The 15,379-nt window shown below is 42.3% G+C and carries 15 protein-coding genes; 1 reads left to right on the top strand and 14 read right to left on the bottom strand.

Features of this window, described 5'->3' with window-relative positions:
• Positions 1 to 18: 18 nt before the first annotated feature.
• The 3 genes from ACE3MQ_RS14080 to ACE3MQ_RS14070 all read right to left on the bottom strand — a co-directional run bounded on the left by ACE3MQ_RS14080 (position 19) and on the right by ACE3MQ_RS14070 (position 2,433).
• Positions 19 to 633 (bottom strand): hypothetical protein, encoded by a 615-nt coding sequence (locus tag ACE3MQ_RS14080; RefSeq protein WP_379393623.1) that lies wholly within the window; start codon positions 631 to 633, stop codon positions 19 to 21.
• Positions 634 to 723: 90 nt separating this feature from the next.
• A complete protein-coding gene (locus ACE3MQ_RS14075) occupies positions 724 to 2,001 on the bottom strand; it encodes a deoxyguanosinetriphosphate triphosphohydrolase family protein (protein WP_379393621.1) in 1,278 nt (425 codons plus the stop codon).
• Positions 2,002 to 2,220: 219 nt separating this feature from the next.
• Positions 2,221 to 2,433 carry a helix-turn-helix domain-containing protein gene (locus ACE3MQ_RS14070; RefSeq protein WP_379393619.1) on the bottom strand — a complete coding sequence of 71 codons (213 nt, stop codon included), beginning with the start codon at positions 2,431 to 2,433 and terminating at the stop codon, positions 2,221 to 2,223.
• 155 nt (positions 2,434 to 2,588) lie between these two features.
• On the opposite strand from ACE3MQ_RS14070, the gene ACE3MQ_RS14065 reads away from it, so the two are divergent.
• On the top strand, positions 2,589 to 2,861 hold the full coding sequence (locus ACE3MQ_RS14065; protein WP_379393617.1) for a hypothetical protein: 273 nt from the start codon (positions 2,589 to 2,591) through the stop codon (positions 2,859 to 2,861).
• Positions 2,862 to 3,061: 200 nt separating this feature from the next.
• Here the strand turns inward: ACE3MQ_RS14065 and ACE3MQ_RS14060 are convergent, their stop codons facing one another.
• From ACE3MQ_RS14060 to ACE3MQ_RS14010, 11 genes are all read right to left on the bottom strand, one after another.
• On the bottom strand, positions 3,062 to 4,300 hold the full coding sequence (locus ACE3MQ_RS14060; RefSeq protein ID WP_379393615.1) for a PIN-like domain-containing protein: 1,239 nt from the start codon (positions 4,298 to 4,300) through the stop codon (positions 3,062 to 3,064).
• Between the two features lie 199 nt (positions 4,301 to 4,499).
• Positions 4,500 to 5,099 carry a hypothetical protein gene (locus tag ACE3MQ_RS14055; RefSeq protein ID WP_379393613.1) on the bottom strand — a complete coding sequence of 200 codons (600 nt, stop codon included), beginning with the start codon at positions 5,097 to 5,099 and terminating at the stop codon, positions 4,500 to 4,502.
• 296 nt (positions 5,100 to 5,395) lie between these two features.
• Positions 5,396 to 5,608, bottom strand: a complete 213-nt coding sequence (locus ACE3MQ_RS14050) for a hypothetical protein (RefSeq protein WP_379393611.1) — start codon at positions 5,606 to 5,608, stop codon at positions 5,396 to 5,398.
• 108 nt (positions 5,609 to 5,716) lie between these two features.
• The gene (locus tag ACE3MQ_RS14045; RefSeq protein WP_379393609.1) at positions 5,717 to 6,325 is read right to left on the bottom strand and encodes a hypothetical protein; all 609 of its coding nucleotides are present in this window, start codon (positions 6,323 to 6,325) and stop codon (positions 5,717 to 5,719) included.
• 146 nt (positions 6,326 to 6,471) lie between these two features.
• Positions 6,472 to 7,062: a GTP pyrophosphokinase gene (locus tag ACE3MQ_RS14040; RefSeq protein WP_379393607.1), complete on the bottom strand. Its 591-nt coding sequence runs from the start codon at positions 7,060 to 7,062 to the stop codon at positions 6,472 to 6,474.
• 286 nt (positions 7,063 to 7,348) lie between these two features.
• On the bottom strand, positions 7,349 to 8,353 hold the full coding sequence (locus ACE3MQ_RS14035; RefSeq protein ID WP_379393605.1) for a DUF4365 domain-containing protein: 1,005 nt from the start codon (positions 8,351 to 8,353) through the stop codon (positions 7,349 to 7,351).
• A gap of 298 nt (positions 8,354 to 8,651) precedes the next feature.
• Positions 8,652 to 9,680: an ABC transporter substrate-binding protein gene (locus ACE3MQ_RS14030; RefSeq protein WP_379393603.1), complete on the bottom strand. Its 1,029-nt coding sequence runs from the start codon at positions 9,678 to 9,680 to the stop codon at positions 8,652 to 8,654.
• A 54-nt stretch (positions 9,681 to 9,734) separates the two neighbouring features.
• Complete coding sequence (locus tag ACE3MQ_RS14025; protein WP_379393601.1) at positions 9,735 to 10,796, bottom strand: ABC transporter ATP-binding protein; 1,062 nt, start codon at positions 10,794 to 10,796, stop codon at positions 9,735 to 9,737.
• Between the two features lie 331 nt (positions 10,797 to 11,127).
• A complete protein-coding gene (locus tag ACE3MQ_RS14020) occupies positions 11,128 to 12,783 on the bottom strand; it encodes an ABC transporter permease (RefSeq protein ID WP_379393599.1) in 1,656 nt (551 codons plus the stop codon).
• A 34-nt stretch (positions 12,784 to 12,817) separates the two neighbouring features.
• Positions 12,818 to 13,891, bottom strand: coding sequence for an ABC transporter substrate-binding protein (locus ACE3MQ_RS14015; protein ID WP_379393597.1), 1,074 nt, complete (start codon positions 13,889 to 13,891; stop codon positions 12,818 to 12,820).
• A 173-nt stretch (positions 13,892 to 14,064) separates the two neighbouring features.
• A complete protein-coding gene (locus ACE3MQ_RS14010) occupies positions 14,065 to 15,330 on the bottom strand; it encodes a PTS ascorbate transporter subunit IIC (RefSeq protein WP_379393595.1) in 1,266 nt (421 codons plus the stop codon).
• Positions 15,331 to 15,379: the final 49 nt, after the last annotated feature.

The following is a 15,379-nucleotide window of genomic DNA, read 5'->3' as shown; positions in this document are numbered from 1 at the left end:
GACGATTTTTCGAATTTACTAGTCTATGTTATAAAATGTTTCAAACATTTTTTCAAATTTATTCTTATATTCTTTTTCTGTCTCTATTAAATTTATATAGTGGCTTAGGTAGTCTTCAATACAATCAAGCATATTTTTTGTGTTTATTAGCCAACTGTTATGAATGATTTTGTTAGGATAAATCACATGAGTATTATCAATTTTAAACCTATCAATAAAGAAACTAACTCCATCATTCTTTATGTATCCGTTATGTAATAGGCCACATCTAACCAGAGTATAAAACTTTCTACGATCCAGGTCTCTGTATATTCCATTATCATGTTTCTTAACAGTAATAAGATAATCTAGGTACGCATTAAAACCACATTGAAAAACTCTATTTGAATCACCATGACTGCTTGTACCATTTAGATATTGCCCATGTGATTCAAAAAATGTAATCAGTATTGTTAGTAATGGAAGCTCATTCTCGTAATCACCTGTTTCTTTACTATTCTCAAGTAATATTCTAGCGGGTTTAATAAACCAATTTTTCATCTGTTTTAAATAGACTTCTGATTTTTTTATTGTTCCTTTTCTTAAATCTTGAAATGTTATCCCATCCGTTATATAGATTAATCCGTCTTTCACATATGTCCTCCTCGTCTGTTTTAGTTAAAGTTTTTGTATTCACGATAGCTAGAACCTTAAGGAATCGGCGACCGACCCTACTCTGTGGTGCTACATAAAAATATTCTTATCAAAATGCTGTTCAAGACTACCCTTACCATAAAATTTTTCATACATTGATACGGAAAATAAATCCATCATACCGGAGATATAATCAATAACAAGTCTTCTTTTATCCATTCCTTCCCGTGGCCTGTACTCTACTGGTAATAGGTTAAATTTCGAATTATATTTTTCATTTATATAAACTTCGTACAAACCTTTTAATATTTTCTCTCCACGTTTTTCATATATATGAATTACATTTGATCTATTTATACATTTAAATGTTATTTCCTTAAGGCCCTTGGCAAGGAAATCTAAAGATTTAAACCCTAGTTCTTTCTTGTTTCTAGTTCCCGTTTTCTCAATAAACTCTGTAGTAACTTCTACAAGATCAATATCATTTACAAGTTTATTTACAATAATTGAAGTTAGTTCTTTTCTGAATAGAAAGGAGTATTCTTCTGAAGAGTTGAATGCACAGCCCTTCCTAGCTACATCAGATGCTTGCTCAATGATATCTTGTAATACTTTTAATTGTTCATTTTTTTTTGTATATAAATAAAACTCATGTACTAGTTCATCTATTGTGAACAGTTTGAGACTTAATGCATCCTCCAGATCATGGGCAGCATATGCTATCTCGTCAGCTAAATCAATTATCTGAACATCAATAGTTCTAGGATTGATTTTATATTCACTCACAAAATGATTAATTTGATCATAGTTTTTTTTATATATAAATTTCTTTTTCCCCTTTTCCCTAGTATTAAAGTACTTTATTATTCCTAAATTTGTTCTTAAAGAAAGATTTAATCCAGGAATGTTTGGGCTTTTCTTTTCTAAATCCAAAAGAATACGTAAAGTTTGTGCATTACCTTCAAAACCACCAAAATCATCGGATATTTGATTTAATATTGTCTCTCCATAATGACCAAATGGGGGATTCCCAATATCATGAGCTAGTGAACATGATTCGACAATATATAACTCTTCCTCGCTGTATCCTAAATCATGTGCTATAGCACGAGCAATTTGTGAAACCTCAAGACTATGAGTTAACCTGTTCCTATAAAACTGTTCACTTTGCACTCCAAGAAGTTGCATCTTGCCTTGAAGCCTTCTAAAAGACGAGGAATATAGAATTCTAGCATAGTCTCTTTGATATTGATTCCTTTCTCTGGAATCATCTCTCTCTTCCAGATACATCCTTTTACTCAACACTTCATTTGGTACATCCTTAAAGAAATCTTTTACGTATTTTATTGCTTCCTGACTATAGTTCATAATGTTTTCTCCCCTTTTATTTTTGTAATTCTGAAAAAATTCCCGGATCTACGACGAAACCCGGCCTTAGATAGTTCTTATCTTAGGTCGGGTCGTGTGTTGTCATAATATTCTTCTATGCTTTTACATTTGACAACCAAGGAGCAAATGCCCCGTAGCGTAGATGCATTGTTATACGATAGGACTTTTCTATGAATATACCCTCATCATTAACAGTCTTTAATTATCAGGTGTGTATTCAATTAAATCAGATAGCTGGCACTCAAATGTATCGCACAGCTTAAATAATGTTTCTAATTTTGTCGTCTCAATATTTAATTCTTTATAAAGTTTGTTAATCGAATTTCTACTCAGTCCTGATTTTTCCATCAACTCTGTTATATCATCGATCCGGTGCTCTGCCATTAGGACTCTAATATTACACTTTATCAAACGAACTCCCTCCTATGCCCACTATATTATCTCTCAAAATCATATTTTTCAATTAGAAATCATTATTTCGCCTTACGGAGTTAATAATTATCTTTACAACTAACCTCAAAGAGGTATATAATCACCTTGTAGAGTTAATAAAAGGAGGGAAGTCATTGATTGAATCATTAGATGTTTTAGCTGAGCCTTTAATTCGCAATCGTATAGAAAAGTTATGCTCAAACTCAAACCTTGAACCATTTTCTTCTGAATGTGAGCAGTATCTAAAAATACTTCGAGAATCGCTTCCCGATAACCTTCAACATACCCTATTCCTTTATGAAGATGCCCTGACTTCATTACAAACTGTTTTGGAAAGTAAAATATATCTACAAGGTTTTAAAGATGCATTATATCTTTTTAATGAATTACATATCAAAATGAAATAAGGGCCTGTGGCCCTTTTCTTTTTATTTTCTGACCCTGTCATATAACGTCCTAGATTCACGAACCCTGCACTGGCTTAAAGGGAGCTTAGTTCCAGATCCGGGGGACTTAGCCAGTACAAGGTTGTGACCAAAGGTCGAAAAGCACCCAGAATGAATACGGTGTTATACGAAGCCGCTCTTTTTAAGGTAACCCTCAAAATTTATGTTTCTACCTTCGTGATTGGAGCATACCTTGCTAATAATCGTTTAACACCAAAAGGAGCAGGAAAGCTTACATGTATTTCTTGTTCTCCCTTCCACTTTAAAACATTAACAATCACACCTATCCCCCATTTAGAATGTGCAACTTGCTCTCCAATTGAATAATTCACCTCTCTTTTTTTAGGTATTTTAACTGGTGCTTTGTGAATTTCATTTAAGTTAAACATTTTTTTAATCTCGTCTAATATTTCTTCTGGTGGTTCGGAAACTTCATAAAATTCTTCGATCAAATCGTCATCATCCGATAAGTTCATCTTCTCCTCGTCTGAGTTTCTCAGGTCAATTATCTCATTAATGGCTTTAGTATTAATTTGTTGGTTAAGATAATTTTGAGCGTATTCAATAAATTTTTCTGGTTGATACATATGGAATTGTAAATTAACTTTAGTTTGAAATTCATTCAGTAGTTCAACCCTAGGGCCAATCGTTCTTCCACGTATCTTTTGCCACCAATCCTCTTTATTATCACCTGTAATAAATATAACTGCCTTATTTAGCTCTATAGCTTTATCTATTATTTGATTCCAGATAATCAAATCCCCATACATATCTAAAATAACTAGGTTATTATAGTATTTTTTCTTCCCTTTTTTATCAGCCTCATCTTCGTATCCAGGTGGATACTTATCTTTATAACGTTTCTCTCCTTCTTGATATATCTGATCAAGTTTTTGCTGGTCATATTCATTTCCTACATTATTGGTGAATACTTCCGTTAATGTCTCCAGTATTGAATCAGATTTAAAAAAATCAGGATGCTTTGTCTCTTTACCTTTTAAGTCATCAATTATTTCTGAGATTGCCAATTTTATACGTTCATGGATAGATTTAATATTGATACTTGGATGTTGTTTATTATAGTCTCTTAATCTTTTTTCAAGATCCTTCAAAAAGTCATTTGATACCTCTTGGAGTTTATTTTGCACATTATTAAAGGCATCCTGTTGTTCAAGTAATACAGATATCCTGTTAGAATGATATTCTAATGCAGCTTGATGGGGTATCCAGATTCTATCTTTTAACTGATTCATAATATCTATTAGTTGATTTCTTGTTTCTTCAGAGTATCTATATAAATTTAAAAATACATTTGCGTCGAAAACAAATATACAATCCCCCCATAACTCGGAGTATTCTTCCTCACTACCTTTATAATAGATCTTAAATTTTTCTTTCAACTTATCCCCCCCCCAAAGAATTCTCTTAATATAATATTAAAGTTTAATATTGTATCTAGGAACCCGAAAAGCTTAAGGTGCTTAGCCTCAAAGAGCTGTAAAATGAATGACTTCCCACTTACCTCATCTTGCGAACCGAGGGTAAGCCTGCAGCGTAGATTTATTGTTATGTAAAGTTGAAGTTTTTGTAATTCTAACACTACTCTGTCCATTCTATCTCCTCAGCTTCAGCGACAATGAATTGAAGAATAAAATGAGCATATGAATAACATATTTGATCCGCCAAGAAAACTACTTTATTTGTATCCCATAGAATGTTCTCAAGTTCTTTTTCCATTTCCTTCACTTTATTTACCTCAACTCCACTAAGGGTGTGTTTCACAAAAAAGTCGTGAGCTAGATAATTTCTGTACTTTCTACATTCATGAAAAATATCTACGAATCTACTACTATCTCCAAACTTAAAAACATTAAACTCAACATTTCTCAAAATAGTTAGTAACTTCTCATTGTCAAATGATACATCTCCAACTGATTTTTCAATCTTTTCAACGAATCTTTTTCTATTTTTCTCACTAATATGAACTTCCATATTTTCGTCGAAAAGATCCGGACTTAGCTTGCTTACCCCTTCCTTTTCCACAAGTTCTGCTTGCTCTCTTAAAAACAATATAGTAGCGAGCTTATACTCTAACTTCTGAAGCATGTCGATTAACCATGTAAAAAGCAACGGAACTTCCTTGGCGATGTTTTCAAAATCTCGCTTTGCCATTAAGTAATTATTGTAATTATCCTCCAAATCATAATTACCTCCAGACTAATCTTCAATTTCAAATAACGTTCTCGTATTCACGACATCCCGCTGGCTTGAGGTTTCGTCAGGAACCGGCTGCGCTTGCGTAGCCAGTGCGATGTACCCGGCCTGATTCCGCTTCCCTGTAATCTGAGCTCGCTCCAGTCAACCTCTTAAACTTCTGCCAGACAAAGGGCGAATGCCCGATGCGTGGAATATCTAATATCGTGTTATGTGATATTGGGGTCATCCTTGCGTTACACACTTATTACTTCATATTGTCTTTAAGTTTTAATAAATCTTCAGTTTTCACAACCAATAATATTAGCGGAGAAAATTGAATCAAACTCTTCTGCAAAAACTAAATGAAACAACTCAAGTTTATCCTGTAGGGTTTCTTCATCACCGATCAAACTATCACCTATCATTTTCAGAATTTTTTCGCATAACGTTCCCGTATTCAGGACGTCCGGCAAAGCCGGATGTATCTGCTGAAACACCTCTTCGAAATTCATCCAAGCAGACCAAGATTCCCTTAGAAGCCGCAGCTTGAATATTATGTTAGGTGGAGTGGCCTTCTTTCTGGATTACAAACAAATGATACGACTTAAGAGTTTAGATTCCTACATGCTAATTTTCTTCATCTCGTTAATTGCATTGTTCATTATTTCTTTATATTCATTTGGAACGTTCTCTTTACTATGTTCCAGCACAGCTTCTAAGGTAGCAGCAGCATTAAATAACACATTATCAGGGTATGCCCTAATTCCGTGTACGGCCTCATTTCTGAGTTTTCTAGTACTATTTATTTCAAATAATGATGCTTGATCAAAAATCCCTAAAGATTCTATCCGCCTAAAATTAAAAACTTGATTTCTTGATTCAAATATTGTGACCATATTATTATTTTGGATATTAGAAATTTCTCTTAATACAGATTCAAAAATAATCCACTTGGACAAAAATAATCCTAGAGCCAATTTAGTATTTACCAAAGACGATACTTTTTCGTTTTTAGTGCTGTAAGGGTTTCTAGCTCCAATTTCATTTTTTGCTCTGCTGTAAAACTCATAATTGTCTTCACTTCCTAACAAGATTCTATCTACAAGTTGGTCTACTATCGGCCTGTTTTCAGTATCAGGATCTAAATCCACTGTAAATTGAGATAATTTTTGGGGTGAGTTTAATTCAACATATTGCAAAAATTTATATAATACATCTGCTCTACCCATAACAGGTTTTTATAGTCGCCCTTTTTGATGTGACTTCTTATTAAATCATAAAGGTAAGCTGACAACTCGTAATGATTATTAAATTCTTTATCCGTTTTTGAGACGCGATTTTTTGCTGCATCTTGTAAACGCTCTAAAGCAATTTCTCAAGTCAGAACAAGCCCATTTAGCTCATCTAATATTTGGTATTCCTCTACAGAAAGCTCACCACTTAAGGGCTTATAAACTAAATCATGTTCAACTTCAGACCATGCATGCATTAATACCGATGCAACCTGTATTTCTACAATTGCATCGGTATATCTCTTGTTTGAATCTGTTAACACTTCAGGTTGTAAAGAAACACGATAGTGATATGCCCAATAACCAGAAAATCGTTTATCATATGACGGGGTGGCTTCACTAGGGAATTCTTTCTTACTATGTATAAAGAAATTCTTTGCAATAAAGTTATTAATCTCTTCTCTATCCCCTGGAAAATATATGGCAATTCGTACGCCTGCAAGATCTACAATATCTTTATAGATTGCATCTACGCTTTTATACTTTTTGTCTATAATTCTTTTCTCTAGCTTTTCTTTAAGTCTATCTGGTCTTTTTGCTCTATATGTTACTATTGCTCTAATACCACTACCTTCAAGTATATTTTCACATTGAACAGCACACATTCCAGCTAATTTCAGATAAAAATCATACTCTTTTGAATAACTTTTCAAAAACTTTTCGATGACATTCAAAAAAACTACCTCCTGAATTAGAATTCTAAAGAAAAAACGATTGATATCATTGATTATATCTGTTTAGAGCATTTCACCTAACGTTCTTGCATTCACGAATCTTCACTGCCTTAAACGACTATAGGGAGTGGCCGCCATGCGGTTAGGCAGTTCAAGGTTGTCCGGCTGAATAATCTTTCCTGCTACTGAATTCCCTTCTTCGAAACCTCATCTTCCTACTTCGGCCGGACCAAGGAGCGATAGCAACGCAGCGTGAATACGGTGTTATATGAAGAGAAATTCGAATTTATGGTTTTTCTAGTAAATATTTTTTTAAGTACTCAAATATACCTGATGAAATCTCTTTGTTAATTTTTAACGATAGATTATTTTTTTCCATGTAAGCATTCAGATTAATGTAATTTTGTTCTAAGAATTGACCTAAGTCATTTTTGTCGAATTCAATCAAATAACCTCTATCCTTCTCGTAAATATTGATTTTCTTACAAAAGGAGTGCATTAACAATGTTAGTCCAGCACTTTTTTTATATGTATTCAAAAAGTAAAACCACGGTATTCCTATTTCTATAGAGTTTTTTAACCAATTCATTATTTCTGGTATTTGAAAAATTTCTCGGTCATCTTCATCGTATTCCGGAAAGAATATATCCAATGTTGCTCTTGATCTTATTAACATATCTTTATTTTTTGATAATCGTTCAATAAAACCAGTTAAAAATTCATAGCTTCCTGTAAGAATTTCACTTTTTGGAATCGCTACAATTCTAAATTTGGAATCGTACAGAAGAGCGTCAATTGCCCAGTTTAGTTTGATCTGTTCTTCATAATCAACAATAGGACCTGAAGTTTGAAAAAGTTCATTAATAAAATTACTTGTAAGTACATTATCTTTTGATACTTCTATCCACCAGCCATTTCCACCATAAGGTGAGGTTTTATCTAATTCGAACTGAACCCAGTGCATACGCTTAAATTCTTCATCCATTATGACAATGTATACCGGAGATTGATTGTTTAAATAGTAGTTTAAATGCTTGCTCTCGCCAATGAACTTGTATCCTCCACTAGTTTTTGATTTAAAAAATGAATTTCCATGCTTCAATTGAATACCTATAAGTCTTCCTGTAACATTATCATTTTCTACTAGTTCAATATAACCATCAATTCCAAAATCGTTTTCTTGGTTAATGGGGTGATATATACAATTAAGTTCTGCATTAACAAAATGTTGAAAGAATGTTTGTCCTACGTTCCCTTTTAATTGATTCTTATTTCTTTTTGGAAATGTCATCTTGAATTACTCCTATCATTTTTTGCATTGAATTCCTATAACTACTTTTTGCGAGCCTCGCAAATCCGCTCCAAGCGGATGCTTCTCGAACTTCGCATACCGTTCCATTCCTGCGGAATTCCCCCCTCATCCCTCCCATCCTTTCTTTGCTGTACCTCTACCCCCAACACCATCCATCATTACCCAAGATTATAGCCCATTTGTAAAATCAAGGAAACGACAAAAAGAGCCTAACTACAACATTGTAGTTAAGCTCTTTGCATTCCCTCACCAAACCCTCACTTGCCAAAAAACGCCATCAATCCTTCCCCTTGCCCACTCCCAGCACCTCGGTCGTCCATTTATTGATCAGGCGCTCGCGGTTTTGGCCGGCCCAGTCGAGGTCGTAGGGGATGACGTTCAGCTTCTCCAGCGGGATGGCTTCCTCGGGCGCGACGGCGTCGCGGTTGGTGAGCTGCTGATAGTTGCCGACCTGCTTGCCGAGCTCCTGGGCTTGCTTGGTCAGCGCCCAGTCGACGAATTGGCGGGCTTCCTCCTGGTGCGGGCCGCCCTTGATGATGCCGACGGCGCCGATCTCGTAGCCCGTGCCTTCGGTCGGGAAGCCGATGATGAGATTGCGGAAGCCCTCTTTGTAGAACTTCAGCGCATCATGAGAGAACATGATGGCCGTTCCCACTTCTCCCATGCCAACCGTCCGCCCGGGAACACTGCCGGAGGTGGTGTAGATAACATCCTGCTGATGCAGCTGGCGCAAATAGTCAAACGCCTTCTCTTCGCCAAACAGCTGCACCAGTGTAGCCAATGTGGTATAGGCCGTCCCAGAGGAACGGGGATCTGCCATCGAGATCATGCCCCGGTATTCCGGCTTCAGCAGATCATGCCAAGATTGCGGTGCTTGCAGTCCAACCTCCTGCAGCCAGGTTTTGTTGGAGACAAAAGCGATTGAGCCAACATAAATCCCCGTCCAATATCCCTCAGGATCTCGATATTCCGAAGGGATGGATTCGGCATTTTTAGAAACATACGGTTCCAGAAGGCCTTCCGTCTTGGCTTGAATAAACGTGTCTGCCGGCCCGCCGAACCAAATGCTGGCATTCGGTGCATTCCGCTCCGCCCGGATTCTCGACAAAATCTCCCCGTTCGACATGCGCACGTAATTCACCTTGATCCCGGTTTGCTTCTGAAAGGTCTCCATCGCCTTAATCGCATGGTCTTCATACAGCCCGGCATACACCGTCAGCGTTCCCGGGCTCTCCTTGCCGCAGGCGGACAGAAATAATGACATCAGCAGGGAGAGCAGCAAACCGCCTATGGCTATTTTTTTCATGCAATCCCCTTCTTTCTGTGGCATGATGTCAACGATTCTAGATGCAGGCTGAAGTTAAATTACATGAAGGGCATCCTCCGCAAACTGCAGCGATACAGTAGTGCCGACTGAATAGACCTTCTCCTGAATCGGGTTATGCTCGGTAATCTGGAACACTTGATCCTCCACCTGCACCTCGTATTCCTGCGTTTGTCCCATGAATACGCTTTTCTTAACGACGCCTTTATGCCCCGAGCCTTTAGCCAGTGTTACGGCTTCCGGGCGAATCACAACGATAACCCGGTCTCCTGCCTTGTATCCCTCACGGCGAACCCGCAGTACACCGGAAGTTGTCTCTACGAGCAAACGGCCGTCTTCCGAACCTTTGACCGTACCCTCCATAAAGTTGGCGGTTCCGATAAAGTCTGCTACAAACTTTGTCTTCGGACGCTGGTAAATCTCCATCGGCGTACCGACCTGCTCGATTCTACCTTTATTCATGACAATTACTTTATCACTCATGCTCATCGCTTCGCTCTGGTCATGCGTGACGTACACGGCAGTAATACCGATCTGCTGCTGAATGCGGCGAATTTCATCCCGCATCACCAGGCGCAGCTTCGCGTCGAGGTTGGACAGCGGCTCGTCGAACAGCAGCACGCCCGGCTCCATGACGAGCGCCCTGGCCAGCGCTACCCGCTGCTGCTGACCGCCCGACAGCTGGTTCGGCATCCGATCCCGATAATCCTGTAGATTCATTATATCCAAGACGGATTCAACTTTCGAGCTAATTTCCGGCTTGGCCATTTTCTTGATCTTGAGGCCGTAAGCGATGTTGTCGAATACGTTCAGGTGCGGGAACAAGGCGTAGGATTGGAACACCATCGTGCAGTCCCTGCGGTTCGGCGGAATCTGATCCACCGCTTCGTCCCCGAAGTAAATATGCCCCTCGGTGATATCCTCAAATCCGGCGATCATGCGGAGCGTTGTCGTTTTGCCGCAGCCGGACGGGCCAAGGAGAGTTACGAACTCTCCCTGCCCGATCTCCAAATTGACCCCGGTCACGGCGTAGGATTTCTCGCCTTTATCGTTCATGAAGGCTTTGGATATATTTTTAAGTGTGACTGATTTAGCCATATTTAACATACCTCCTTAAGGATGGTTCCAACCGGCAATGGAAGCGTTAGTCTCGAGAAAATGCAGAACAGTCAGAGAGCAGCGTTAGGCGAGTGGGCAGTAACTATTGGCTGTATTAGTACTAGAAGCTGCCCATCAAATCAATGGCACATTAAGCGCTTCGGCTGCTCTAAGCACAACGGCTTCACTAAGCTTCAGCAGCTTTACCAAGCAACAGTAACTTCACTAAAACACCAGTGACTGCACTATGGCAGCGGCTTTACACCCACTCGGCCAACTACACACTCGCCCCCGCCAGTTCGGCCAACCGCTGCTCCTAACCATCCGCACATCAAGCGGACTGCTCTTTGCCGCCCACCCATTTCACAAGCAAGTTTAACAATACTAGCGCCACGATCATGATCAGGATCAGGATCGTACAATAGGCGCTGGCGACGCCGATCCGGCCGGCCTCGACCTGCGCCAAAATCGACGCGGTAATGAGGTTGTACTTGGCCGAGATGAGGAAAATAACGGCGCTCATCGCGGTCATGCTCTTGACGAAGCTGTTCACGAGACCGCTGAAAAAGGCGGACTTGATCAGCGGCAGCACGACGCTCGTGAACACTTTGCCTCCACTGGCTCCCAGATTCGTCGCCGCCTCCTCGATGCTCGGATCAATTTGCTGCAGGGCTGCGACGCCGGAGCGAATGCCCACTGGCATGGAGCGCACGACGAACGCAGCAACGATAATAATCCCTGTGCCGGTCAGCGCTAATGGAGCTTTGTTGAAAGCGAGAATATACCCGATCCCGATGACCGTGCCCGGCACCGCAATCGACAGCATGCTGATGATTTCCAAAGCTTTTTTACCAAAGAAACGTTTGCGGACAATCAGGAAGGCAATGATCATACCCAGCAAGCCAGCAATCGGCGTGGCGACAATGGCTAGCATCAGCGTATCCTTAACCGCCTTCTGTCCTATAGAGAATACATATTTGTAATGATCCAAAGTCAGGCTGTTGTTGATGCCCCACAGCTTGATGAACGAACCGATCGGTACAAGTGCATAGAACGCGATAACAGCTATCGACATGATCATACAAAATGTGAATAGTCCATATTTAATAGCCCCGGACTCAATCATTCTCCGCTGTCCGGTCGGCTTGCCCGTTACAGTGACATAGCTTTTCTTGCCTACCCAGAAATTTTGCAGAATGTAGACGATAATTGTCACCGTGAGCAATACCATCGCTAGAGCGGCACCGGCCTGCAAATTATAACTTCCGACGGCCTGCAAATAAATCTCTCTGGCAACGGTGGAGTAGTTCCCCCCGATCGTCATCGGGTTCCCGAAGTCGGCAAGCGATTGGACGAACACGAGCAGGAACGCATTGGCGATGCCCGGTACGGACAGCGGCAGCGTGACGCTAAGGAACGTCTTCAGCCGGCTGGCCCCCATGTTCTGGCTGGCCTCTTCCAGAGAAGGGCTAATGGAACGCAGCAGCCCTGACAGTGTCAGGAATGCAATCGGGAAAAAAGATAGCGTCTGAACGAGAACCAGGCCGTGCAGCCCGTAAATATTCGCATTTTCGAGTCCCAGCAAATTTTTCGTGATCAGCCCCTGCTTCCCGAGAAGCAGCATGGCGGATAGTGCAATGACGAACGGCGGTGAAATGACCGGCAGAATGGCAATGCCGTTAAACAGCTTTTTGAATGGTACTTTTACATAAGCAAACGTATAGGCAAAAACATACGCAATCGCCGTGGACAACGTGGCCGTCAGGACGGCCAGCACCAGGGAATTGACCAGGGCCTGGAATAATCCTCCCCCGGACAGCACCCGCTGATACCCTTGTAAGCCAACTTCGCCGGTAGACCCGACGAAGCTGGATTTCGCGATTTGGAATAATGGATAGACGATGAATACGAGTAAGCAGAGCATGACCAACACGATGAGAATCGGCAGGAGCGGCTCGCGCTTGAATCTCTTGAACATGGCGCTCATTCAAGCTCTCTCCTCTCTGAGTATCTACTGATAGTTATTTCTTAACCTCGGCACTCCATTTGTCGATCAAGCGTTGACGCTCTTTACCGGCTTCAACGACGTCGTAGTCGATCGTGTTGATATCCGACAGCTTGACGGCTTTCTCCGGACCTACCGCATCTGGATTCGTCAGGTTCTGGTAGCTGCCTACGGTTTTGCCGACCTCTTGGCCTGCCGGAGACAGTGCCCAGTCTACGAACTTCTGCGCAAGCTCTTCGTTTTTCGTATTTTTGACAATCCCGATCGCGCCTGTCTCGTAGCCCGTCCCGTCTTCAGGAATCGTCAACTCCAGACTATCGAAGCCTTCCTCTTGATACTTGATCACGTCATGCGCGAACAGAACGCCTACGCCAGCTTCACCCATACCGACCATTCGTCCTGGAGCGGAGCCGCTGGTCGTATACTGCTGGATTTGCGGATGCAGCTTGCTGAGATACTCGAAGCCCTTCTCTTCGCTGCCCATAACCTTCAGCACGGTATACATGGCCGTATAAGCCGTACCGGAGGAAGCAGGATCCGCCATGACGATTTCGCCTTTATACGCCGGGTTAAGCAGGTCTTCCCATGTCTTTGGAGCTTCCAGGCCTTTTTTCGCCAAAAACTCCTTATTGGAAGCAAAACCAAGCGCCCCTACATAGATGCCTGTCCAGTTGCCATCCGGATCTTTATACTTCGCGTCGACCTTTTCGGCGATCGGCGAATTGTACGGCTGCAGCAGTCCTTCCGCCGTGGCCTGCACGAACGTGTCCGCTGGCCCGCCATACCACACGTCGGCTTGCGGGTTGCCTTGCTCCGCCCGGACTTTCGCGAGAATCTCGCCTCCAGACATCCGAATCATGCTGGCCTCGATGCCTGTATCTTCTGTGAACTTTTTGATCGCGGCTACCGCGTGGTCTTCCTGGAATCCGACGTACACCGTCAGCTTGCCTTGCGGCTTCGCCGGTGCGGCGTCCCCGCCTCCGTTATTCCCCGTTGCGGCACTGTTGCCGCCCGATGACCCGCAGCCTGTGAACAGAAGCGCAGCCATCGTTAATGCGGTAACGGAGCTCATCCATTTTTTCATACCCATATTGAATATCCCCCTTTGTTGTTTATGGCTTAATTATATTGGATGCGCTTACAATAGCGTGAGTCCAAGTCTCTGCCACTTCTTCCGGCAAAAAAATAGACAGCAAAAAAGCCTGACCCCACCCCTCTTGCAAGGATGGAATCAGGCTTCTCATGATCGCCTTTGATCCGTCGTCACTTGAACCAGCTGAACAGCTCATTCACCAGCACCCCGATCACCGAAAAATCGCTGTCGGCAAAGGTTGCCCGCAAATAGCCAAGATTCGACAGCAGCGGAATGAGGAAGGTCGGCAGAATCGTAATCGCAAACCCATGGATTAAGGACGATACGATCAGCGCCCGACGACCCCCGATTTTATAAGCGATAACCCCAGCCGCTCCTCCGGAGAAAAAATGCGGGATAACCCCGGGTATAATAACGGTATACTGAACCTGCAGCAGAACGACCATGGCCGCAAGCCCTCCGGCAAAGCTAAGCAGGAACCCGATCATCGCCGAAAACGGCGAAAATTTGAATAACACCGGACAGTCGAGCGCTGGAATCGCCCCCGGTACGATCCGGTCGGCAATCCCTTTGAAGGCGGGCACGATTTCGGACAGCAGCATGCGAACCCCCGCCAGAATGACGTAGCAGCCCCCCGCGAACCAAGTCGCCTGGATCAAGGACACGACCAGAATATGCCTGCCCGAGAACATTTCCTCAATCCCGCCGGGCGAGATGAATAGTCCCGAGAAGAGAAACAGCACGAAGGTAAACACCGTAATGACGACCATATGATCCTGGAAAAAAGAGCGCAGCTTCTGCAGCCCCTTCGACTCCGGCGGCTCCGGCCCTTTTTTGAACCAGGAAGCGATAAATCCGCTCAGCACATAGCCGACACTGTTGAAATGCCCTATAGCAAAGTCATCGCTCCCCGTGACCCGCCGAACATACGGCTGCGTGATCAGCGGAGCAAAGGACATGCTCAAGGCCAGCACGATTCCTCCGCCCACCATGACTTGCCATAATGGCATGGACATCGACACTAGCACTCCCGCCAGAAGAGAAGCCATGAACAGCATATGGTGCCCGGTTAGGAAAATATATTTGATCCGTGTAAAACGGGCGATCATTAAGTGGACGATCATACCGGCCAGCATAATTAACGCAATTTCCTCGCCGTAATTGATTTGTGCCAAAGCGGTAATCGTCTCATTATGGGGAATGATCCCGATAATTTGGAACCCCTTCTGGATGACCGCCGATAAATTGGAAAGGGAAGACCCTGCGGCATTAGCCCCGATTTGCAATAATGTGTACCCGAGCATCGTCTTGATCGTACCGTGAATCAGCCTTTGGAACGGCTGCTTCTGCAGCAGTAATCCAACAAACGCGATTAACCCGAGCAGCAGGGCAGGTTCCCCGAGCAGCCCTTTACTGATCATTTGCGTTGCGTTCATGGGTAGCCCCCGCTTTTGTCATAATATTTGTCTATATCTATATAGGTAG

The sequence above is a fragment of the Paenibacillus lentus genome (assembly GCF_042714055.1).
Lineage (GTDB): Bacteria > Bacillota > Bacilli > Paenibacillales > Paenibacillaceae > Fontibacillus > Fontibacillus lentus_A.
This window is presented reverse-complemented; position numbering and strand designations above follow the sequence as displayed.